This is a genomic window from Kitasatospora sp. NPDC048407, assembly GCF_043200475.1.
Taxonomy (GTDB): domain Bacteria; phylum Actinomycetota; class Actinomycetes; order Streptomycetales; family Streptomycetaceae; genus Kitasatospora.
Map to the genome: position 1 here is coordinate 69,477 of NZ_JBICXW010000007.1, position 21,111 is coordinate 90,587.

General features: G+C 73.2%; 19 protein-coding genes. 2 read left to right on the top strand and 17 right to left on the bottom strand.

Features of this window, described 5'->3' with window-relative positions:
* Nucleotides 1-109: 109 nt before the first annotated feature.
* Complete coding sequence (locus ACGFWJ_RS15910) at nucleotides 110-3,349, bottom strand: BTAD domain-containing putative transcriptional regulator (protein WP_392949567.1); 3,240 nt, start codon at nucleotides 3,347-3,349, stop codon at nucleotides 110-112.
* A 104-nt stretch (nucleotides 3,350-3,453) separates the two neighbouring features.
* Complete coding sequence (locus ACGFWJ_RS15915) at nucleotides 3,454-3,909, bottom strand: hypothetical protein (protein WP_392949570.1); 456 nt, start codon at nucleotides 3,907-3,909, stop codon at nucleotides 3,454-3,456.
* A gap of 127 nt (nucleotides 3,910-4,036) precedes the next feature.
* On the opposite strand from ACGFWJ_RS15915, the gene mug reads away from it, so the two are divergent.
* Nucleotides 4,037-4,609, top strand: coding sequence for a G/U mismatch-specific DNA glycosylase (gene mug, locus ACGFWJ_RS15920; RefSeq protein WP_392949573.1), 573 nt, complete (start codon nucleotides 4,037-4,039; stop codon nucleotides 4,607-4,609).
* Here mug and ACGFWJ_RS15925 read toward each other — a convergent pair.
* The 15 genes from ACGFWJ_RS15925 to ACGFWJ_RS15995 form a co-directional block, all read right to left on the bottom strand.
* Nucleotides 4,595-5,365, bottom strand: coding sequence for a phosphotransferase (locus ACGFWJ_RS15925; RefSeq protein ID WP_392949575.1), 771 nt, complete (start codon nucleotides 5,363-5,365; stop codon nucleotides 4,595-4,597). The genes mug and ACGFWJ_RS15925 overlap by 15 nt on opposite strands.
* A 77-nt stretch (nucleotides 5,366-5,442) precedes the next feature.
* The gene (locus tag ACGFWJ_RS15930) at nucleotides 5,443-5,844 is read right to left on the bottom strand and encodes a YccF domain-containing protein (RefSeq protein ID WP_392949578.1); all 402 of its coding nucleotides are present in this window, start codon (nucleotides 5,842-5,844) and stop codon (nucleotides 5,443-5,445) included.
* A 133-nt stretch (nucleotides 5,845-5,977) separates the two neighbouring features.
* Nucleotides 5,978-6,394 carry an SHOCT domain-containing protein gene (locus tag ACGFWJ_RS15935; RefSeq protein WP_392949581.1) on the bottom strand — a complete coding sequence of 139 codons (417 nt, stop codon included), beginning with the start codon at nucleotides 6,392-6,394 and terminating at the stop codon, nucleotides 5,978-5,980.
* Nucleotides 6,395-6,499: 105 nt separating this feature from the next.
* Nucleotides 6,500-8,215 carry a cytochrome c oxidase subunit I gene (ctaD, locus tag ACGFWJ_RS15940; protein ID WP_387644990.1) on the bottom strand — a complete coding sequence of 572 codons (1,716 nt, stop codon included), beginning with the start codon at nucleotides 8,213-8,215 and terminating at the stop codon, nucleotides 6,500-6,502.
* Nucleotides 8,216-8,342: 127 nt separating this feature from the next.
* Nucleotides 8,343-9,200 (bottom strand): zinc metalloprotease HtpX, encoded by an 858-nt coding sequence (htpX, locus tag ACGFWJ_RS15945; RefSeq protein WP_392949584.1) that lies wholly within the window; start codon nucleotides 9,198-9,200, stop codon nucleotides 8,343-8,345.
* A gap of 105 nt (nucleotides 9,201-9,305) precedes the next feature.
* On the bottom strand, nucleotides 9,306-10,808 hold the full coding sequence (locus tag ACGFWJ_RS15950; protein ID WP_392950010.1) for an NADH-quinone oxidoreductase subunit N: 1,503 nt from the start codon (nucleotides 10,806-10,808) through the stop codon (nucleotides 9,306-9,308).
* A gap of 32 nt (nucleotides 10,809-10,840) precedes the next feature.
* Nucleotides 10,841-12,367: a NuoM family protein gene (locus ACGFWJ_RS15955; RefSeq protein ID WP_387865918.1), complete on the bottom strand. Its 1,527-nt coding sequence runs from the start codon at nucleotides 12,365-12,367 to the stop codon at nucleotides 10,841-10,843.
* A gap of 43 nt (nucleotides 12,368-12,410) precedes the next feature.
* Nucleotides 12,411-14,375 carry an NADH-quinone oxidoreductase subunit L gene (locus tag ACGFWJ_RS15960; RefSeq protein WP_392949587.1) on the bottom strand — a complete coding sequence of 655 codons (1,965 nt, stop codon included), beginning with the start codon at nucleotides 14,373-14,375 and terminating at the stop codon, nucleotides 12,411-12,413.
* Nucleotides 14,372-14,740, bottom strand: coding sequence for an NADH-quinone oxidoreductase subunit NuoK (gene nuoK, locus ACGFWJ_RS15965; RefSeq protein ID WP_387644322.1), 369 nt, complete (start codon nucleotides 14,738-14,740; stop codon nucleotides 14,372-14,374). The genes ACGFWJ_RS15960 and nuoK overlap by 4 nt, the downstream gene beginning before the upstream one ends.
* A 2-nt stretch (nucleotides 14,741-14,742) precedes the next feature.
* Nucleotides 14,743-15,360 carry an NADH-quinone oxidoreductase subunit J gene (locus tag ACGFWJ_RS15970; protein ID WP_392949590.1) on the bottom strand — a complete coding sequence of 206 codons (618 nt, stop codon included), beginning with the start codon at nucleotides 15,358-15,360 and terminating at the stop codon, nucleotides 14,743-14,745.
* Entirely contained in the window at nucleotides 15,357-15,926 is a 570-nt protein-coding gene (locus ACGFWJ_RS15975) for a NuoI/complex I 23 kDa subunit family protein (RefSeq protein WP_387644317.1), read from the bottom strand. Before ACGFWJ_RS15975 ends, ACGFWJ_RS15970 begins: the two co-directional genes overlap by 4 nt.
* Nucleotides 15,926-16,885, bottom strand: coding sequence for an NADH-quinone oxidoreductase subunit NuoH (gene nuoH / locus ACGFWJ_RS15980; RefSeq protein ID WP_392949593.1), 960 nt, complete (start codon nucleotides 16,883-16,885; stop codon nucleotides 15,926-15,928). The genes ACGFWJ_RS15975 and nuoH overlap by 1 nt, the downstream gene beginning before the upstream one ends.
* A complete protein-coding gene (locus ACGFWJ_RS15985) occupies nucleotides 16,882-18,636 on the bottom strand; it encodes an NADH-quinone oxidoreductase subunit C (RefSeq protein WP_392949596.1) in 1,755 nt (584 codons plus the stop codon). The genes nuoH and ACGFWJ_RS15985 overlap by 4 nt, the downstream gene beginning before the upstream one ends.
* The gene (locus ACGFWJ_RS15990) at nucleotides 18,633-19,277 is read right to left on the bottom strand and encodes an NADH-quinone oxidoreductase subunit B (protein ID WP_392949599.1); all 645 of its coding nucleotides are present in this window, start codon (nucleotides 19,275-19,277) and stop codon (nucleotides 18,633-18,635) included. Before ACGFWJ_RS15990 ends, ACGFWJ_RS15985 begins: the two co-directional genes overlap by 4 nt.
* The gene (locus ACGFWJ_RS15995) at nucleotides 19,268-19,675 is read right to left on the bottom strand and encodes an NADH-quinone oxidoreductase subunit A (protein ID WP_380484421.1); all 408 of its coding nucleotides are present in this window, start codon (nucleotides 19,673-19,675) and stop codon (nucleotides 19,268-19,270) included. Before ACGFWJ_RS15995 ends, ACGFWJ_RS15990 begins: the two co-directional genes overlap by 10 nt.
* Before the next feature lie 276 nt (nucleotides 19,676-19,951).
* Between ACGFWJ_RS15995 and ACGFWJ_RS16000 the strand changes: the two genes are divergently transcribed.
* Nucleotides 19,952-21,103, top strand: coding sequence for a sensor histidine kinase (locus tag ACGFWJ_RS16000; protein ID WP_392949603.1), 1,152 nt, complete (start codon nucleotides 19,952-19,954; stop codon nucleotides 21,101-21,103).
* Nucleotides 21,104-21,111: the final 8 nt, after the last annotated feature.

The following is a 21,111-nucleotide window of genomic DNA, read 5'->3' on the forward strand; positions in this document are numbered from 1 at the left end:
AAGTGAGGCCGGCGAGGTCGGTGAGAACGGTGAGAGCGGTGAGAACGGTGAGAGCGGTGGCGGCGTTCGGCGCCCCGCTCCGAGCCGGGCCGCCCCTCTCGTCCCGCCCTCAGTCGCCGTCCAGCGCCGCCGCCTCCGGGTCGGCGAGGTTCAGCCCGGCGTCCCAGGCGGCCCGGAAGGCGGTGTCCCCGAGGGCGGTGGCGCAGGCGTCCAGGACGGTGCGGAGTTCGGGGTCGCCGGCGTCGTGGCCGCCGCGGAGGGCGTAGGCGGCGGCGAGGGTGGTGGTGGCGCGGGTGGGGGCGGCGAGGGCGAGGTGGTGTTCGGCGCAGCCTTCCAGGATGTCGGCGCGGACGGGGCGGTCCTGGCTGGTGGTGGCGAGTTCGAGTGCGCGCCGGTGCATGAGGGCGGCGGTGGCCGGGTCGGCGAGGCGCTGGTGGGTGCGGGCCAGGCTGGTGTGCAGGAGGGCGAGCAGGTGGAGGTGGGTGGGGCCGGTCGCGGGGAGTTGTTCGAGTCGGTGCAGGGTGGCTCGTTGGGTGGTCAGGGCGGTGGTCAAGTCGCCGGTGCGGCGGGCGAGTTCGCCGAGTGCGTAGTGGGCGGCGGCTGCCAGGTGCGGGTCGCGGGCGTGTTCGGCGGCGGCGCGGGCGCGTTCCAGGTCGGCCCGGGCGGCGGCGGGGTCGCCGTTGCGGGCGCGGAGGCGGCCGGACAGCAGCAGGGTCAGTGGCGCTTCGCCGGGGCCGCCGGTCTCGGCGTCCAGGACTGCGGCTTCGTCGAGTGCGCCGAGCGCTTCTTCGGCGGCGCCGGTGACCGCCAGCAGCGCGGCCAGCGTGACCAGGGCCATGGCGTGGCCCCAGCGGTCGCCGAGGGTGCGGAAACCGTCGACGGCGGTGCGCAGGCAGGCCTCGGCGGGGTCGATCCGGCCGGCGCTCAACTCGACACGTCCGAGCACCAGTTGGGCGGTGGACCGGGTCCACGCGTCGGGGTGTTCGCGGTACTCCCGCGCGGTTGCGGCGAGCGCGTCCGGCGGCCCGGCAAGGGCGAGCAGCAGGGCGGCGGCGAGGGCGACGGGGTGGTCGGCGTGCCGGGCGGTGGCGAGTGCCGCACCGAACGCCTCGGGCGCCGGAGGCGTCCCGGATTCCCTTAGCGGGGCGGTGAGTTGGGCGAGGATCACGCACCGGGCGTGCTGCTGTTCCAGGCCGGGCGGCGGCGTTGCGCCGTGGGCGGCGAGTACGGCCACGGTCCGTTCGCCGGCTTCGTGGGCGCGGCCGCGCATCAGCCAGGGCCAGGCACGGGCGGCCGCCAGCCGGAGGGCGTGGTCGGGCGGGCCGGCGGTGACGGCGCGGCGGAGTGCGGCGTCGAGGTTGTCCTGTTCGGCGTCGAGCCGGGCGAGTCGGTCGAGTTGGCGGTCGGTCCGCAGCAGGGGTTCGGCGTGTTCGGCGAGGTCGAGGAAGCAGCGCAGGTGGGCGGCGGCGGTGCGGTCGTGTTCGCCGGCCTCGGCGAGACGTTCGGCGGCGTAGGCGCGGACGGTCTCCAGCAGGCGGTAGCGCGGCGGCCCGGTCTCCGAACCGGCGCTCACCAGCAGGGACTTGTCGGCGAGTGCGGTCAGCAGGTCCTCGACGGCAGTGGGGTCGGGGTCCGGTCCGGTGGGCCAGTGCGCGGCGCAGACGGTGTGGGCGTCGTGGAGGACGGCTCCGGCGGCGAAGACGGAGAGCCGGCGCAGCAGGACGCGTTCGTCGGGGTCGAGCAGGTCCCAGCTCCAGTCGATGACGGCGCGCAGGGTGCGGTGCCGGTCGGGGGCGGTGCGCGGGCCGCGGTCGAGCAGGCGGAGGCGGTCGTGCAGGCGGGCCGCGATCCGGTCGGGGGTGAGGGCGCGGAGCCGGGCGGCGGCGAGTTCGAGGGCCAGCGGGAGGCCGTCGAGTTCCCGGCAGATCCGGACCACCGGTTCGACGGTGTCCCGGTCGAGGGCGAATCCGGGCCGGGCGGCGGCCGCTCGTTCGGCGAACAGGGCGACGGCGGGGTGGGCGAGGGCCTGCTCCGGGGTGCTGCCGGGTTCGGGGACGGCGAGCGGCGGCACCGGCCAGAGTGTCTCGCCGGGGACGCCGAGGGGTTCGCGGCTGGTGGCGAGCACGGTGAGCCGGGGGGCGGCCGCCAGCAGGCGGTGGGCGAGGTGGGCGGCGTCCGCGATCAGGTGTTCGCAGTTGTCGAGGACGAGCAGGACGTCGCGGCCGTCCAGCGCGCGGACGATCCGTTCCAGCGGGTCGCCGGGCTGCTCGCCGGTGGGGAGGCCGCCGGTGAGCGCCCCGGCGTCGGCGGGGCGCAGCGCGGCCAGTACGGCCCGGGCGGGCCCGTCGGGGCCTTCGGCGCCGGCGAGTTCGGCGAGCCGGACGTCCGCCGCGACCCCCGTGGCGACGGCGAGGGCGAGGCGGGTCTTGCCGACGCCGCCCGGTCCGGTGAGGGTCACCAGGCGGGAGCGGCGCAGCCGGTCCCGGACGGCCGCCAGGTCGGCGTCGCGGCCGATCAGCGCGGTGAGCGGGCCGGGCAGCACGGGGCGGCCCACCGGGGCGGGGCGGCCCACCGGGGCGGGGCGGCCCGCCGGGGCGGGGCGCGGAGCAGGCGGCCGGGTGCCTGCCAGGACGTGCAGGTGGGCGTCGCGCAGTTCGTCGGACGGGTCGGTGCCGAGCTCTTCGGCCAGCGCCTGCCGGGTGCGGTCGAACACCTCCAGCGCGTCGGCGCCCTGGCCGTTGGCGTGCAGGGCGCGGATCAGCCGGGCGGCGGTCCGCTCGCGCAGCGGGTGGGCGACGCGCTGTGCGGTGAGTTCGGCGACCAGCCGGGGCAGGGTGTCGGCCCGGCCGAGGGCGAGCAGGGCGTCGGCGCGGTCCTCGGTGGCGGCGAGCCGCAGTTCGGCGAGCCGGGCGGCGGGGGCGGCGGCGAATCCGGCGGCTTCGGCGTCGGCGAACGGTGCGCCGCGCCAGAGTTCCAGGGCGCGGCTCAACTCGTCGGCGGCGCGGGCGGGTTCGCCTGCGGCGAGGGCGGCCCGGCCGGTGGCGGCGCGCTGTTCGAAGTCCCAGGCGTCGACGTGGCCGCGGGGCAGGTCGAGCAGGTATCCGGCGGGGTGCGAGCCGATGGCGGTGCGGTCCGGGCCGAGGGTGCGGCGCAGCCGGGAGACCAGTGACTGCACGGCGCCGGCCGGTTCGTCGGGCGGGGTGTCGCCCCAGAGGTCGTCGACCAGCCGTTCGCGGGTGACCACCCGCCCGGGGTCGAGGGACAGCCGGATCAGCAGCAGCCGCAGCCGGGTTCCGCCGAGTCCGGGCGCCGGCCCGTCGTCGGGCACCACGTGGAGCGGTCCCAGCACGTTGATCCGCACCTTGCCAGCTCCCCGTCCGTCCGATCGCCGGTGATCATTCTCGCGCCGTCCGGTCGGGCGCCGCACGGCGGGGGCAGGGGTCGGACGCCGGGTCAGTTCCCGGGCGGGGTGGGGTTCTCGGGCGTGGCGCGGCAGAGGGCGTCGAGGGCGTCGGCGAGCTCCTGCAGGCCGGTGGCGGGTGCGCCGAGGCCGTGGAGGATGCGGGCGAGCGGGGCGCCGTCGGCGGGGGTGAGCGGGCCGAGGGTGATGCGGCCGTCGTACCAGAGGGCGGCGCGCCGGCCGGTGGGGTGCTCGGCGTCGATCTCGGCGAAGGCGATCGGCGCGGCCTTGGACCAGCCCGCGATCCGCATCGCGAATCCGGAGGGGAATCGCTTGAAGTCGTAGTCGGGCGCGGTGGACGGCTGCTGGAGCGCGTGGTGGAGTTCGTCCGTCATCGGGATGAGCGCCAGCCCGTGGGGCAGGCGGGCGACCCGCGCGATCGGGAGCTCGGCCGCCACGACGGTGATCAGCTCATCGGTGGCGATCAGGGCGTTCAGTTCGTATGGCACCTCCCCATTCTCCGCCCGAAAAGTCATCAGGTCTGGAAAACAATCGAACTGGCTATCCATCGGATATACCGGACATGCACCGATCAAGTACCCCCACCCGCCGACGGGGTGCGGCAGAGTGGTCCGGGTGACCCGCACTCCCCCGCCCCGCCCGACCGCCGAACAGCTCGCCGCCGCCCAGGACACCACCATCCCCGACGTCGCCGCGCCAGGCCTGAGGGTGCTGTTCTGCGGCATCAACCCGGGCCTGTGGTCGGGCGCCACCGGCCACCACTTCGCCCGCCCCGGCAACCGTTTCTGGCCGGCCCTGCACCGGTCCGGCTTCACCCCGCGGCAGTTGGGGCCCGAGGAACAGGACGAACTGCTCGCGCTCGGGCTGGGCATCACCAACGTGGTGGCCCGGACCACCGCGAAGGCCGCCGAACTGACCCCCGCGGAGTACCGGGCGGGCGGCGAGGCGCTGGCCGCCCGGGTGCTCCGCCTGCGGCCGCGCGCGCTGGCGGTGCTCGGCATCGGCGCGTACCGGGCCGCGTTCGGACGGCCGAAGGCGGCGGTGGGCCGGCAGCCGGAGACCATCGGCGACACCGAGGTCTGGCTGCTGCCGAACCCGAGCGGGCTGAACGCGCACTACACGCTGGACGGGATCGCCGCCGAGTTCCGCACCCTGCGCGAGCACCTGGAGGCGTCAACCGCCCAGTAGCGCCCGCTCGAAGCGCTCGCGTTCACGCACCACGTACGCGGCGTCCGACAGGTACATCAGGTGGTGCCCGTCGGCCAGGTGCGAGGCGAACGCGGCGCTGCCGGCGGCGGCCTCGGCCCGCATGTGGTCGACCAGCGCGTGCAGCCGGGCCTCGACGGCGTCCACCAGCCCGGCCCGCCCGGCCGCGTCCAGCCCGTACGCGTCGCAGAACTCCCTGGCGCGGGCGGCCTGTTCGTCGGGCGTGCCGAAACCGTCGGCGTTCCCGGGCGCGGTGGTGGGGGCCCAGCGGTAGACCGCGTACGCGACGTCCCACAGCCGGGGGCCGGGATGCGCGGTGTCGAAGTCGATGACGCCGACCACCCGTTCACCGTCCAGCACGCAGTTGTGCGGGGCGTAGTCGCCGTGGCAGATCACCTCGGCGGGCTCGCGGGCGGGCAGCATCCAGCCGTCGGCCGCGTAGCCGGCGGTGGCGTCGTGGTAGGCGCGCAGCACCCGGGCCGCGGTGAGCAGCGCGGTGCGGGAGGCGGCGGCGGGTGTCGCCGGATAGTCGGAGACCTCGCCGGGCAGGAAGTCGAGAATCTCCCGCCCGTCGGCCGTCAGCCCGTGGAACCGGGGCGCCGCGGTGAACCTGTTCGTCCGCAGGTGCCCGAGCAGCCCGTGCACGGCCGGCGACCACGGCCCGGTCGGCCGCAGCACCCGCTCCCCGATCCGCTCCACCTGGTTGACGCCACCGGCCAGGATTTCGCTGTCCGCCACGCGCCCGCTCCTCCGTCAGCCGTCAAGGACCGGACGTTTCTACCCCGGCCCCGGGCGGCCGCCAACCGCTTTTCCGGTCAGCGCGCGCCGAACCCGTGGTCGGAGCTGACCACCTCGCGGCCGAGCGGGGTGAGCGAGATCGGCACCATCTTGAGGTTCGCCCAGCCGAACGGGATGCCGATGACCGACAGGAACAGCGGGATCGAGGTGACGATGTGACCGAGCGCCAGCCACCATCCGGCGAACACCAGCCAGATCACGTTCCCCACGCAGGACGGCGCGCCGACGTCGGGCCGCACCACGGTGGTCCGGCCGAACGGCCACAGCATGAAGCCGGCCAGCCGGAAGGACGCGATGCCGAACGGAATGGTGACGATCAGGACGAAGCAGATGATCCCGGCGAGGGCGTACCCGATCGCCATCCACAGGCCGCAGAACAGCAGCCAGATGACGTTGAGCAGGAAGTTGACCAGCTTCATGCCTCCAGCGTCCCACGCCCTGGCCCGGCTGGGGAGCCGGTGCGGCGCCGTTGTGGCAGGGGTGTGACGATGCGGCCGGGACAGGCGGAAGGCCCGCCCCGGGGGGGCGGGCCTTCCTGCACGGGCCGGGGTGTCAGGCGAGCAGTTTGTCCTTGGCCCGCTGGTACTCCTCGTCGGTGATCGCGCCGCTGTTCTTCAGGTCGGCCAGCCTGTGCAGGTCGTCCACGTGCCCCTTCGAGCCGCCCTCGGCAGTGCCGGAGGCCGGGGCGGTGCCGGCGGCGCGGCGGATGTAGTCCTGGAAGGCGGCGTCGGCCTGTTGGGCCTGGGCGAGGTCGCGTTCGTGCATGGAGCCGCCGCGGACGATCAGGTAGATCAGGACGCCGAGGAAGGGCAGCAGAATCACCAGCACCGTCCAGCCGGCCTTGGCGCCGCCGCCCATGTCCTGGCTGCGGAAGATGTCCCCGATGATCTTGAACAGCAGGAAGAACCAGAGGATCCAGAGGAACAGCTCCAGCATCGTCCAGAAGATGTTGAGCAACGGATAGTCCATGACGCTCCGATCCCGCGCACAGTCAGACGGAACGCCCCCGCGCCTCGCACGGCACAGGGACGAAACGATTCGTATCACCGTGAAACGGGCATCGCACGTCGGGCGTCAGGGGACCCGGTCCGGGTTGTTCTGCAGGCGGTCTAGCTCGGCGATGTCGGGGTGGTGGAGATCGAACGCCGGGGATTCGGAGCGGACCCGCGGCAGGGTGACGAAGTTGTGGCGCGGCGGCGGACAGGGGGTGGTCCACTCCAGCGAGCGGCCGTAGCCCCACGGGTCGTCCGTGGCCACTCGCGGCGCGTGCCCGGCCGTCCGCCAGACGTTGTACAGGAACGGCAGGGTGGACAGGCCGAGCAGGAACGAGCCGATGGTGGAGACGGTGTTCAGGGTGGTGAACCCGTCCGAGGCCAGGTAGTCGGCGTAGCGGCGCGGCATGCCCTCGGCGCCGAGCCAGTGCTGGACCAGGAAGGTGGTGTGGAAGCCGACGAACAGCGTCCAGAAGTGGATCTTCCCGAGCCGTTCGTCGAGCATCCGGCCGGTCATCTTCGGCCACCAGAAGTAGAAGCCCGCGAACATCGCGAACACCACCGTGCCGAACACCACGTAGTGGAAGTGCGCGACGACGAAGTAGCTGTCGGAGACGTGGAAGTCGATCGGCGGGGAGGCCAGCAGCACGCCGGTCAGGCCGCCGAACAGGAAGGTCACCAGGAAGCCGATCGACCAGAGCATCGGCGTCTCGAAGGACAGCGAGCCGCGCCACATGGTGCCGATCCAGTTGAAGAACTTCACTCCGGTCGGGACGGCGATCAGCAGGGTCATGAAGGAGAAGAACGGCAGCAGCACCTGCCCGGTGACGAACATGTGGTGCGCCCAGACGGTGATCGACAGGCCGGCGATCGCGATGGTGGCGGCGATCAGGCCCGAATATCCGAACATCGGCTTGCGGCTGAACACCGGGATGATCTCCGAGACGATGCCGAAGAACGGCAGCGCGATGATGTACACCTCGGGGTGGCCGAAGAACCAGAACAGGTGCTGCCAGAGGATCGCCCCGCCGTTCGCCGGGTCGAAGACGTGCGCGCCGAACTTGCGGTCGGCTTCCAGGCAGAGCAGCGCGGCGGCCAGCACCGGAAAGGCCATCAGGACCAGCACGGCGGTCAGCAGCACGTTCCAGACCAGGATCGGCATCCGGAACATGGTCATCCCCGGCGCCCGCAGGCAGGCGATCGTGGCGATGAAGTTGACCGAGCCGAGAATGGTGCCGAAGCCGGAGAACGCCAGGCCCATGATCCACATGTCGGCGCCGATGTTCGGCGAGTGCACCGCGGAGTTCAGCGGCGCGTAGGCGAACCAGCCGAAGTCCGCCGCACCGCCCGGGGTGACGAACCCGGCCATCACGATCAGCGAGCCGAACAGGTACAGCCAGTACGCGAAGGCGTTCAGCCGGGGGAAGGCGACGTCGGGGGCGCCGATCTGGATCGGCATGAACCAGTTCGCGAAACCCGCGAACAGCGGGGTGGCGAACATCAGCAGCATGATCGTGCCGTGGATGGTGAACAGCTGGTTGAACTGCTCGTTCGAGAGGAACTGCGTCCCCGGCCGGGCCAGCTCGGCCCGCATCAGCAGCGCCATCACCCCGCCGACCAGGAAGAACGCGAACGAGGTGACCAGGTAGAGGGTGCCGATCTGCTTGTGGTCGGTGGTGGTCAGCCACGTCACCAACCGGCGGCCCCGGTGCGGACGGGTGGCCCGGCCGAAGCGGCGGCGCGGTGCCCGCTCGACAGGCGGGCCGGTCACGCCCAGTTCGGTATCGCTCGGCAGCATCGTCACCGCACCGCACCTCCGGCCTCGGGTCTGGGAGTGCGTCCAGCACTACCAGCGGGGCCGATCGCCCGGACGGACGCTCGCCGGGCCGTCGCCCGAAGGAGTCAGCCGCGGGAGCCCAGCCTCGTCAGCGCCCGGCCATCCGCTCCAGGCGGTCGATCCGCTCGCGCATCGGCGGGTGGGTGGAGAACAGCTTCGCGCCGACCTCCCCGGGCCGGAACGGGTTGGCGATCATCATGTGGCTGGCGGTCTGCAACTGCGGCTCGGGCGGCAGCGGGAGGCGCTGGGTGCCGGCCTCCAGCTTGCGCAGCGCGCTGGCCAGGGCGAGCGGGTCGCCGGTGATCCGGGCTCCGTCGGCGTCCGCCTGGTACTCGCGGGAGCGGCTGACGGCCAGTTGGATCAGGCTCGCCGCGATCGGCCCCAGGATCATGATCAGCAGCATGCCGAACAGGCCCGGGCCCTCGTCGTCGTCGGAGCGGCCGAACGGGATCAGCCAGGCGAAGTTGACCAGGAACATCACCACCGAGGCCAGCGCGCCGGCCACCGAGGAGATCAGGATGTCCCGGTTGTAGACGTGGCTGAGCTCGTGGCCGAGCACCCCGCGCAGCTCGCGCTCGTCCAGCAGCTGGAGGATGCCGTCGGTGCAGCAGACCGCCGCGTTGCGCGGGTTGCGGCCGGTGGCGAAAGCATTCGGCGCCGGCGTGGGCGAGATGTACAGCCGGGGCATCGGCTGCCGGGCGGCGGTGGAGAGTTCACGGACGATCCGGTACAGCTGCGGGGCCTCGATCTCGCTGACCGGCCGGGCCCGCATCGCGCGCAGCGCCAGCTTGTCGCTGTTCCAGTACGCGTAGACGTTGGTGCCGAGCGCGATCAGCAGCGCCACCAGCAGGCCGGTGCGGCCGAAGAAACTGCCGATGATCAGGATCAGTGCGGACAGGCCGCCGAGCAGGACGGCCGTCCGCAATCCGTTGTGGTGGCGGTGCACTGCGGGCCCTCCTGTGGTGCCGGGGAAGCGGGTGGAGCAGCTTCCTTCTGCCGGGATCAACGCGCCGAGCTGGCCCGATCGTTCCCTTCGGCATTCGACCACAGGTCAGAACAGGCTGCCCGACACCACCTGAAGCACCAGTTGCGGGGCCACCGACAGCACCACGGCGGCGCTCGCCGCGAGGCCGAGCGCGGTGGCCAGCGAGGCCGGAACGCGGCGCGGCGCGACGACCTGCTCGGTGGACGGGGCGAACAGCAGGGCGGTCCACTTCAGGTAGTAGGCGAGCGCGATCACCACGTTCACCGCCATCACCACGGCCAGCCAGCCCAGGCCCGCGTCCACGGCCGACCGGAACACCACGACCTTGCCGCAGAGGCCGACCACGCCCGGCGGCAGACCGGCCAGGCAGAGCAGGAAGAACGCCATCGCGAACGCCGCCCAGCGGTTGCGTCCGGCCAGACCGCGGAACGACTCCAGCCGGCCCGAGCCGCCGACCAGCGCGACCACACCGAACGCACCCAGGTTCACCAGGCCGTAGATCAGCGCGTACGCCACGGTCGCACCCAGCGGCTCGGCGGAGTCCGCGTACCCGGCGGCGGCCAGCGGCACCAGCAGGTAGCCGGCCTGACCGACCGAGGACCAGGCGAGCAGCCGCACCGCGCCGTACGGGGTGTCGGCGCGCTGGCGCAGCGCCGCCGCGTTGCCGACCGTCATGGTCAGCGCGGCCAGCACCGCCAGCACCAGGCCCCAGGTGTGGCCGTACGGGCGGAACGCCAGCGTCGTCACCAGCGCCAGGCCGGAGAGGCCCGCGGCCTTGCCGACCACCGACAGGTAGCCGGCCACCGGGAGCGGCGCGCCGACGTAGGTGTCCGGGACCCAGAAGTGGAACGGGACGGCGGCGGTCTTGAACGCGAAGCCGACCAGGGTGAGCACCGCGCCGGCCTCGGCCAGCGGCTTCAGCTGGGCGGGGGCGTGCGCCAGGCCGTCGGCGATGCCCTGGAGCTGGATCGTTCCGGCAGCCGCGTAGACGAAGCTGACGCCGAGCAGCATCACGGCGGTCGCGGTGACGGAGGAGAGGAAGAACTTGAGCGCGCTCTCCGCGCCCCGGCCGTCCCGGCGCAGCGCGACCAGGGCGAACGCGGGCAGGGTGGCGACCTCCAGGGCGATCACCAGGGTGGCGAGGTCGCGGGCGGCGGGCAGCAGCGCGGCGCCGCAGGCGGAGGAGAGGAGCAGGAACCAGTACTCGCCGCCGGGCAGCTTCTCTTCATCGACCGTATGCAGAGAGAGCAGCACGGTGAGCAGCGCGCCGCCGAGGACCAGCAGCTGGAAGGCCAGCGCGAAGTGGTCGGCGGTGTAGGAGCAGCCGCCACTGGTGAAGCAGAAGGTGGAGCGGGTGTCGCCGAGCACCAGCGGCAGCAGCATGGCCAGCGCGGCGAGCAGGCCGGCGGCGCTCAGCCACCCGAGCAGGCGCTTGCGGGCCGGGGGCAGGAACAGGTCGGTGACCAGCACGGCGAGGGCGGCGAGCGCGGCGATCAGCGGCGGCGCGACGGCCACCCAGTCGACGGACTGGATCAGGCCGCCCGGGTCGGCGACGGCGAGCGGAGTCATGACGGGCTGCCCCAGGTCGTAAGTGGTGGTCATCAGCCGCTCCCGAGGAGGTGCTTGACGGCCGGGTCGGAGAGGCCGAGCAGCAGCGCCGGCCACAGGCCCGCCACCAGGGTGAGCGCGGCGAGCGGCGTCCAGCTGGCAGCCTCGTAGCCCTGCAGGTCGGGCAGGTCGGCGACCGGGGCGGGCTGCTTCGGGTCGCCCATGCAGACCCGCCGGACCACGACCAGCAGGTAGGCGGCGGTCAGCAGGGTGCCGAGGCCGGCCAGCACCATGTAGGTGACGAAGGCGGGCCGCGACAGGCCCGCGGCCGGGTCGAACGCGCCGTACATGGCGAGCAGTTCGCCCCAGAAGCCGGCCAAGCCGGGCAGGCCGAGGCTGGCGACGGCGGCGAACGCCAGCAGCCCGCCGATCCGGGGGGCGCGGCCGTACAGCGCGGCGCCGGTGGCCCCGGCGAGGGTGTCCAGGTCGGCGGTGCCGTAGCGGTCCTTGACGGCGCCGACCAGGAAGAACAGCAGGCCGGTGATCAGGCCGTGCGCGATGTTGGCGAACAGCGCGCCGTTCACGCCGGTCGGGGTGAGCGAGGCGATGCCGAGCAGCACGAATCCCATGTGGCCGACCGAGGAGTACGCGATCAGCCGCTTCAGGTCGCCCTTGGCTCCGGTCCGGGACAGCGCCAGGCAGGCCAGCGAACCGTAGACGATGCCGACGGCGGCGAACGCGCCCAGGTACGGGGCGTAGGTGGCGGTGCCGTCGGGGACGATCGGCAGCAGCACCCGGACCATGCCGTAGGTGCCCATCTTCAGCAGCACACCGGCCAGCAGCACCGAGCCGGCGGTCGGCGCGGCGGTGTGCGCGTCGGGCAGCCAGGAGTGCAGCGGCCAGGCCGGGGCCTTCACGGCCAGGCCGACCAGGATCGCCAGCGCGGCGATCAGCTGGGTGGTGTGGGACAGGCCGGCGCCGTGCGCGTCGGCGAGCTTCACCATGTCGAAGGTGCCGGCCTTGACGCCGATCAGCAGGAAGCCGAGCAGCATCACGGCGGAGCCGAGCAGGGTGTAGAGGATGAACCGGTTGGCGGCCCGGACCTTCTGCCCGCTGCCCCAGCGGGAGATCAGGAAGTACATCGGGATCAGCACGATCTCGAAGGCCAGGAAGAACAGCACCAGGTCGAGCACCGCGAAGGTGGCCAGCATGCCGGTCTCCAGCAGGAGCAGCAGCCCGGTGAAGGCGCGGCCGCCGGGGCCGGCGGGGAGCTTCTTCACCGAGTACACGGCGCACAGGAAGGTGAGCAGCGCGGTGAGCACCAGCAGCGGCAGCGAGATGCCGTCCACGCCGAGGTGCAGGCGCACGTCCAGCGCGGGGATCCAGGCGACGTCGGTGACGGCCTGCATCCGGCTCGGCGCGCCGTGGTCGAAGCCGGCGGCGAGGGCGATCGCCAGCAGCAGCGTGGCACCGGTGAGGGTGGTGCCCAGGCGCAGTGCCCGCTTGTCGCCGATCGGGGCGAGCATCAGTGCGGCGCCGAGCAGCGGCAGCACCAGGAGGGCGATGAGGACCGCGTTCATCGGTGGCTCCTAGGACGTGCCGTATTGAAGGACTGGGGGTGCGTCACGATCCCACCGCCACCAGGACGACGAGCAGGACGACCCCGGCGAACAGCGCGCTCAGGTAGCCCTGGGCGTTGCCGGTCTGGGTGAAGCGCACGGCGCGGCCGAGCCAGCCGGGCGCGGCGCCCGCGCCGCGGACGTAGGTCTCCACGACGGCACGGTCCAGGAACCGGACCAGCTTGGCGGCGGCCTCGGTGGGCCGGACGAACAGCGTGCTGTACAGCCGGTCGACGCCGAAGCCGTGCTGGGCGGGCCGGTACAGCGGGCCGAGCAGCAGGCGTCCGGGGTCGCCGGCGGGCTGTCCGGCGGCGGTGCGAGCGGTGACGGTGCGCCAGGCGGCCCAGCCGATCAGCAGACCCGCGACGGCGATGCCGGTGCCGAGCACGCCGGTGGCGAGGGACGGGCGCAGCGATTCGCCGTCGAGCAGCGCGGGCAGCCAGTCGGTGCGCAGCCCGGTCACGCCGAAGGCCAGCGCGGGCACCGCCAGGACCCACAGGACCAGGCGCATCGCGGCCGGTTCGGCGTGCGCCGGGTCGGCCTCGTCGACCTCCGGGGAGTACGGGGCGCCGGGCTGGGGGGCGAGGCTCGTGCCGTCCGTCGAGCGGCCGTAGAAGACGGCCAGCCACAGCCGGGCGGCGTAGGCGGCGGTGAGCAGCGCGGTGAGCAGGCCGGCCACCAGCACCGTCCAGCCGACGGCGGTGGGTACGGCGGACGCGGGGCCGAGGTTGCCGGTGAGGGCCTCGCCGTGGGCGGCGTGCTCGGCGGCGGTGAGCACCGACTCCTTGGAGAAGAAGCCGGCGAACGGCGGCAGGCCGACCAGGGCGACCAGGCCGATGCCCATGGTCCACCAGGCGTCGGGGATGCGGTGGCGCAGGCCGTCCATCCGGGCCATCGCGCTGAGCGAGTTGGTGTGCGCGGCGTGGATGACCACACCGGCGCCCAGGAACAGCAGGGCCTTGAACGCGCCGTGCGAGACCAGGTGGAACACCGCGGCCTGCCGGTCGCCGGAGGCCAGCGCGCCGGTCATGTAGCCGAGCTGGCCGACCGTCGAGTAGGCGAGCACGCGCTTCAGGTCGTCCTGGGCGAGTGCGCACAGCGCGGAGCCGATCATGGTGACGGCGGCCATCACGGCCAGCACCACCAGCGCGGCGGAGGACTGCAGGAACACCGGCAGCAGCCGGGCCACCAGGTAGACGCCGGCCGCGACCATGGTGGCGGCGTGGATCAGCGCGGACACCGGCGTCGGGCCGGCCATCGCGTCCGGGAGCCAGGTGTGCAGCGGGAACTGGGCGCTCTTGCCGGCCACGCCGGCCAGCAGCAGCAGCGCGATCAGCGTGGGGTGGTGCAGCTGTCCGCCGCTGGCGGCCTTCAGCACCTCGCTGATCCGGAAGCTCCCGGCGTCCGCACCGAGCAGGAACAGGCCGAACAGGAACGGCACGTCGCCGAGCTTGGTGACCAGGAAGGCCTTCAGCGAGGCGGCCCGGGCGTCGGCGGTCTCCCAGTGGTGGCCGATCAGGAAGTACGAGCAGATGCCCATCACTTCCCAGCCGACCAGCAGCACGATCAGGTCGCCCGAGTAGACGACCAGGAACATCGCCGCGGTGAACAGCGAGACCAGCGCCGCGTACGACGGGTAGCGCGGGTCGTCCTTCAGGTAGGCGGTGGAGTAGATCTGCACGCAAGTGGCGACCAGGCCGACCAGCACCGAGATCAGCGAGCTGAAGCCGTCCAGGTGCAGGGCCAGCGAGATCTCCGGGCCGCCGGTGGGGGCGAGCCGGGTGGCGGCGTCCAGGGTGGCGCCGGTGCCCAGCTGGAGGGCCACCACCAGGGCGAGCACGGCGGACACCGCGACCGGCAGCACCGCGAGCGGGCGGGCCAGGGCGGGGTAGCGGCGTCCGGTGGCCAGGCCGGCGGCGGCGCCGAGCGCGGGCAGGACGGGGACGAGAATCGGCAGCGCGAGGTTCATGCGGCGGCCTGCTCCTTCGCGTCGTCGGCCGTATCGTCGGCCAGGGCGTCCGCCTCGTGGCGGTCGCCGAGCGCGGTGACCCGATCGACGGCGGCGGTGCCGCGGGTGCGGTACACCAGCAGCACGATGGCCAGGCCGAGGCCGATCTCGGCGGCGGCGACGGTGATGGTGAACAGGGTGAGCGCCTGGCCGGCGTGCAGGGTGTCGCGCAGCCAGACGTCGAAGGCGACCAGGTTGAGGTTGACGGCGTTGAGCATCAGCTCGACCGACATCAGCACCAGGACGACGTTGCGCCGGGCGAGCACGCCGTACACGCCGACGCTGAACAGCAGCACGGCGAGGACGGCCGGGTAGGCGAGGTGCACGCTCAGCGCTCCTTCGTCTTCGTCAGGGCGGTGCGCAGGTTCCCGGGCCGCGGCTGCTGCTGGCCGCCCTTGCCGCGGGACAGCACGATCGCGCCGACCAGGGCGGCCAGCAGCAGCACCGACAGTGCCTCGAACGGCAGCACCCAGTGCGAGAACAGGAACTCGCCGGTGAGCCGGGTGGTGCCGACCGGTCCTGACAGCTCGATCCAGGACGAGCGGAACGCGTCCACCACCAGCGTCACCAGGGTCGCGGCCGAGGCCACGCCGACGGCCAGCGCCGCCGGGCGGTTGCCGGAGTCGGCGTCCGGGGAGCGGCCGATCGGGGCGCGGGTCAGCATCAGGCCGAACAGCACCAGCACGACCACCGAGCCCAGGTACACCAGCACCTGCACCCAGGCCACGAACTCGGCCGTCAGCAGCAGGAACTCGACCGCCAGCCCGCCCAGCGCGACCACCAGCCACAGCGCGGCGTGCACCAGCTGGCGGGTGGTCACCGAGACGACGGCCGCGCCGAGCACCAGCACACCGACCAGCAGGAAGACTATTTCCTGCCCGGTCGGCGAGAGGTACGAGCGCGCGGCGGGCTCCAGCGAGCCCGCCGCGGCCAGCAGGGTGCTCAACTCTGCTCACCCTCCTCGGCGGCGGCAGCGGCTTCGGCGGCGGCAGCGGCCGCGGCCAGCTTGTCGGCGGCCTTGCGGGCCATGGCGATCTCCTTGGGCTCCTCCGCCGCGGCGTCGTGCGCGGGCGGCGGCGGGACGGTCCACATCCACTCGCGCAGCCGGTCGCGCTCGTGGGTGAGCTCACGGATGTCGGTCTCCGCGTACTCGAACTCCGGGGACCAGAACAGCGCGTCGAACGGGCACACCTCGATGCAGATACCGCAGTACATGCAGAGCGAGAAGTCGATGGCGAAGCGGTCCAGCACGTTGCGGGTGCGGGCGCGGGCGTTCGGGTCGGCGGCGGGCAGCGTCTCCTTGTGGGAGTCGATGTAGATGCACCAGTCCGGGCACTCGCGGGCGCACAGCATGCAGACCGTGCAGTTCTCCTCCAGCAGCGCGATCACCCCGCGCGAACGCGGCGGCAGATCGGGCTGCACGTCGGGGTACTGCGCCGTGACGGTCCTGCGCGTCATGGTGCGCATGGTGACGGCCAGGCCCTTGGCCAGGCCGGAGCCGGGAAACTTCATCAGGAGATCGCCACCTTGACGATGCCGGTGAGGGCGAGCTGGGCCAGGGCCAGCGGGATCAGCACCGTCCACGCGAAGCGCATCAGCTGGTCCTCGCGCAGCCGCGGGTAGGTGACCCGCAGCCAGAGCACCACGAACGCCAGCGCGAAGGTCTTCACCAGCGTCCACAGCCAGCCCAGGCTGTCGGAGAACGGGCCGTGCCAACCACCGAAGAACAGCACCGTGGTCAGTCCGCAGAGCACCACGATGCCCGCGTACTCGGAGAGCAGGAACAGCGCGAAACGCAGACCGGTGTACTCGGTGTACGCGCCGAAGATGATCTCCGAATCGGCCACCGGCATGTCGAACGGCGGACGCTGAAGCTCCGCCAGGCCCGCCGTGAAGAACACGAACGCACCGATCAGCTGCCACGGCACCCACCACCAGTGGAAGGCGTCCACGATCCCTGGCAGCGACACGGTACCCGCCGCCATCGCCACCGACGCCGCCGCGAGCAGCATCGGCAGCTCGTACGACATCAGCTGCGCGGCCGTACGCAACGCACCCAGCAGCGAGAACTTGTTCGCCGACGCCCAGCCGCCCATCAGCGACCCCAGCACGCCGATGCCCATGACCGCCAGCACGAAGAAGATGCCCGCGTCCACCGCCTGCCCGACCAGCCCGTTCGGGCCGATCGGGATCACCAGCAGCACCAGCAGGTACGGCAGCAGCGCGACCGCCGGCGCCAGCCGGAAGATCCGCCGGTCCGCGTCGGCCGGGACGATGTCCTCCTTCTGCGCGAACTTCACGCCGTCGGCGACCAGCTGCGCCCAGCCGTGGAACCCACCCGCGTACATCGGGCCGAGCCGGCCCTGCATGTGCGCCATCACCTTGTGCTCGGCCTGACCGACCACCAGCGGCAGCACCAGGAACACCACCAGCGCGCCGACGCAGCGCAGCAGCGTGTCGAGGAGGTTCACGCGCCGTCTCCGTTCTGCTCGGGCTGTTCGGGTTGCTGGTCGGATTCGGACTGCTCGGACTCGGACTCGGGCTCGGGCTGCGCGGGGGGCTCGGGGTGCCCGGCCTCCGGCTGCACCTCGGCGGCCTTCGCAGGCTCAGGCTTCGCAGGCTCAGGCTTCGCGGGCTCGGGCTGTGCCTCGGCGGCCTTCGCGGGCTCAGGCTTCGCGTCGGCGGACCTCGCGGGCCCCGGCTGCACGGCCGCAGGCTTCGCGGGCCCGGTCGCCGCAGGCTCGGCCTGCACGGGCTTCGCCTCCTCACCCCCGGACTCCACGGCCCCAGGCCTCGCAAGCTCAGCGGCCGCAGACTCGGCCTGCCCAGCCTCCGGCTGCACCTCGGCGGCCTTCGCAGGCTCAGGCTTCGCGGGCTCGGGCTGTGCCTCGGCAGCCTTCGCAGGCTCAGGCTTCGCGTCGGCGGACCTCGCGGGCCCGGGCTGCACGGCCGCAGGCTTCGCGGGCCCGGTCGCCGCAGGCTCGGCCTGCACGGCCTCCGGCTGCACCTCGGCGGGCTTCGCAGGCTCAGGCTTCGCGGGCGCGGGCTTCGCGGGCTCGGGCTGTGCCTCGGCGGCCTTCGCAGGCTCAGGCTTCGCGTCGGCGGACCTCGCGGGCCCGGGCTGCACGGCCGCAGGCTTCGCAGGCCCGGTCGCCGCAGGCTCGGCCTGCACGGGCTTCGCCTCCTCACCCCCGGACTCCACGGCCCCAGGCCTCGCAAGCTCAGCGGCCGCAGGCTCGGCCTGCACGGCCTCGGGCTTCGCGGCCGCAGGCTTCGCGGACTCGTCGTGGGCCGGGACGGGCGCGTGCCACGGTGCGTCGGACGACTGGGTCCGGGCGGTGCGGCGCGGCGCCTCGGGAGTCGACGGCGGCTCGGCGGCGGGCGCAGCCGAATCGGCGGCCTGGCTGACCGAACCCTCGCCGACGCTGCGGCTGCGGCGCGGACGGTCGGCGCGCACCGGCGGCGGCGCGTCGGCGGCGGCGGGCGTGCCCGGGGCCGGCGCCGCCTGGCTGGCGGAGCCCTCCCCCACGCTGCGGGTGCGGCGCGGGCGGTCGACGCCGGCTCCGGCGCCGGCCCGTGCGGCGCGCGCGGGGCGTTCGGCGACGGGCGGCAGGGTGCCCTTGAGCGGGCCCCACTCGTTCGGGTCGGGGACGCCGGGCGGCAGCATCTTGCGGCGGGCGGGGCCGCCACCGTGGTCGGACTCGCCGGGTTCCTTGGCCCCGGGCCAGTCCTTGGCGACCCTGGCGGCCAGCACGAAGTCCTTGCGCAGCGGGTGGCCCTCGAAGCCGTCCGGCAGCAGCAGGGTGGCCGGGTAGGGGTGGCCGGGGAATTCGATGCCGAACATCTCCCGGGTCTCCCGCTCGTGCCAGGCGGCGCCGGCGTACACCCCGACGGCGGTCGGCAGCACTGCCTTGTCGCGCGGCACCCGGGTGCGCAGCAGCAGTCGGCGCACGCTGCCGGGCTCGCCGACGGCGGCCAGGTGGGCGCAGACCGCGAAGCCCTCGGCGAGTTCGTCGACGGCGCTCAGCCAGTCCAGGAACGTCAGGCCGAGGCCGTCGCGGGCGGCGGTGAGTGCCTCGATCCAGTGCTCGGCGGGGACGGTGACGGTGAGCAGGTCGTACGCCTCGGCGGCGGTCGCCCACGGTCCGATCGCGGCGGCGGTGCGTTCGGCGGGGGTCGGCTCGGCGGCCGGAACCTCGGGAACGTCAGGGGTGTCGGTCACTGCTCGGCCCCCTCGTCCGACACGGGCGCGGGCGCGGTCCGCAGCGGGCGGCGCAGCGCGGCGGCGGGTGCGGCGTAGCGCTGCGGGATGTCCTCGGCGGCGATCTTCTCCTGGAGCTTGAGGATGCCCTGGAGCAGCGCCTCGGGCCGGGGCGGGCAGCCGGGCACGTAGACGTCGACGGGGATGATCTGGTCGACGCCCTTGGTGACGGAGTAGGAGTCCCAGTAGGGGCCGCCGGAGTTGGCGCAGGCGCCGAAGGAGATGACGTACTTCGGTTCGGGCATCTGCTCGTACAGGCGCTTGACGGCGGGGGCCATCTTGTCGGTGACGGTGCCCGAGACGATCATCAGGTCGGCCTGCCGGGGGCCGGGCGCGAACGGGATGACACCCATCCGGATGAAGTCGTGCTTGGCCATGGACGCGGCGATGAACTCGATCGCGCAGCAGGCGAGTCCGAAGTTGAAGCACCAGAGGCTGTAGCGGCGGCCCCAGTTGAGCACCACCTTGACCGGGTCCGGGGCGAGCCGGGCGAGCGGGCCGAGGCGGCGCTGCTCGACGGCGGCGCCGGGGTTGGCCGGGTCGGGGATGCCGAGCGGGACCGGCCCGTCGGCGGGCGTCCCGTGCGCGTGCGTCACGTCCATTCCAGAACGCCCTTCTTCCAGGCGTAGAGCAGTCCGACCGCGAGGAAGCCGATGAAGACGAACATCTCCACCAGCGTGACCGCCCCGAAGCCGGCGGCGGCGAACACCGTGGCCCACGGGAACAGGTAGATCGCGTCGACTGCGAAGATCACGTACAGGAAGGCGTAGACGTAGTAGCGGATCTGGGTGTGCGCCCAGCCCTCGCCGACCGGATCGACGCCGCACTCGTAGGCGAGCAGTTTCTCCGGGGTGTCGACCACCGGTCGCAGCAGGCGGTTGGCGGTGAAAGCCACCGTGACGAAGAGGACGCCGATGACCGCCAGCAGGCCGATCGCCGCGTAGGCGTCGAAGTAACCGCTGCCGGCGGCGGGGTCGGCAGCGAGCGGCTGCCACTCCATGGATTACGCCCTTCTTCTTTGCCCGTCCATAACCATCGCTATCGCGGGAGTCTATGTGCACCGCTCGTCTACTCCCCCATCTGCCCGTTCTGCAAGACGTCCGGTGGACGCCCGGTGGAATTCCGCTTGTCGGCCCGTCGGGAGCGGGGTTCAGCACGGGGGGTGGGGATAACCCCCGGACGAAGACGGAGTGCAGCACCATGGCGGCCGGCTGTCCGCAACCGGGATGCTGGTGATCGTCAAGAAACCGGCGAACACCAGGGAGAGGGCGCCGACATGGAGGACAAGGCGAAGCGCCCGTCGTTGTACGGGCCGCAGCTGTGGCAACAGGTCCAGCACGAGTTGCTGAACCTCCCGGTCGGCATCGCCGCGTTCACGGTGATGGTGACGCTGCTGTGGACGGGCGTCGGCCTGGCGGTGACGGTGATCGGGCTGCCGCTGCTGGCCTTCGGGCTGACGTGCTGCCGTCTGTTCGGCCGGCTGGGCCGGGTCCGGGCCCGGGCCGCGCTGGGCAGCCGGGTCGCCGAGCCGGGGCCGCTGGTGGTCTCCCGTCCCGGCACGGCGGGCTGGGTCATAGCCTCGCTCTCGGACGGGCTGAGCTGGCGCTGCGCGCTGTACTGCCTGCTGATGCTGCCCTGGGGCGTCCTCAGCTTCACGCTGACGGTGGTGCTGTTGACCGTCGGCTGGCCGGTGCTGCCGTGGGCGATGCGGGGGCTGGCGTGGGTCTCCCGGCTGCTGGTGGAGGGTCTGCTGTCGCCGGGCGCGCTGGAGGAGCGGGTCCACAAGCTGGAGGACGACCGGGGCACGGTGGTCGACCACGCCGCCGCCGATCTGCGCCGCATCGAGCGGGATCTGCACGACGGCGCGCAGGCCCGGCTGGTGGCGCTGGCGATGGATCTCGGCCTGGCCAAGGAGAAGCTGTCGGAGGATCCGGTGGCCGCGCAGAAGATGGTCGACGCGGCGCACGGCGAGGTGAAGCTCGCCCTGCAGGAACTGCGCGATCTCGCCCGGGGCATTCACCCGGCGGTGCTGACCGACCGCGGTCTGGATGCCGCGCTGTCCTCGGTGGCGGCCCGCTGCACGCTGCCGGGCGGCGTCAAGGTCCAGGTCGAGCTGGGCGGGGAGCGCCCCGACTCGGCGGTCGAGGGCATCGCCTACTTCACCGTCAGCGAGCTGCTCACCAACGCTTCCAAGCACTCCGGCGCCCGCTCCGCCACGGTGGATCTCTGGCGCCAGGAGGACCGGCTGATGCTGACGGTGCAGGACGACGGCAAGGGCGGCGCCGAGATCCGGCCCGGCGGCGGCCTGGCCGGCCTGGCCGAGCGCGCCGAGTCGGTGGACGGCGTGTTCGTGGTGGACAGCCCGGCCGCCGGCCCGACCTCGGTGACGGTCGAACTCCCCTGGCGCACCCGGGCCGGCCGGGCCTGACGGGCCGC

What these genes read in the sequence shown, in the direction of transcription:
- ACGFWJ_RS15975 (WP_387644317.1), bottom strand. Translation starts at nt 15,926, where the DNA reads ATGAAGTTTCCCGGCTCCGGCCTGGCCAAGGGCCTGGCCGTCACCATG.
- ACGFWJ_RS15930 (WP_392949578.1), bottom strand. Translation starts at nt 5,844, where the DNA reads ATGAAGCTGGTCAACTTCCTGCTCAACGTCATCTGGCTGCTGTTCTGC.
- ACGFWJ_RS15950 (WP_392950010.1), bottom strand. Translation starts at nt 10,808, where the DNA reads ATGACTCCGCTCGCCGTCGCCGACCCGGGCGGCCTGATCCAGTCCGTC.
- ACGFWJ_RS15935 (WP_392949581.1), bottom strand. Translation starts at nt 6,394, where the DNA reads ATGGACTATCCGTTGCTCAACATCTTCTGGACGATGCTGGAGCTGTTC.
- ACGFWJ_RS16000 (WP_392949603.1), top strand. Translation starts at nt 19,952, where the DNA reads ATGGAGGACAAGGCGAAGCGCCCGTCGTTGTACGGGCCGCAGCTGTGG.
- ctaD (WP_387644990.1), bottom strand. Translation starts at nt 8,215, where the DNA reads ATGCTGCCGAGCGATACCGAACTGGGCGTGACCGGCCCGCCTGTCGAG.
- ACGFWJ_RS15960 (WP_392949587.1), bottom strand. Translation starts at nt 14,375, where the DNA reads ATGAACCTCGCGCTGCCGATTCTCGTCCCCGTCCTGCCCGCGCTCGGC.
- ACGFWJ_RS15990 (WP_392949599.1), bottom strand. Translation starts at nt 19,277, where the DNA reads ATGGACGTGACGCACGCGCACGGGACGCCCGCCGACGGGCCGGTCCCG.
- ACGFWJ_RS15995 (WP_380484421.1), bottom strand. Translation starts at nt 19,675, where the DNA reads ATGGAGTGGCAGCCGCTCGCTGCCGACCCCGCCGCCGGCAGCGGTTAC.
- ACGFWJ_RS15955 (WP_387865918.1), bottom strand. Translation starts at nt 12,367, where the DNA reads ATGAACGCGGTCCTCATCGCCCTCCTGGTGCTGCCGCTGCTCGGCGCC.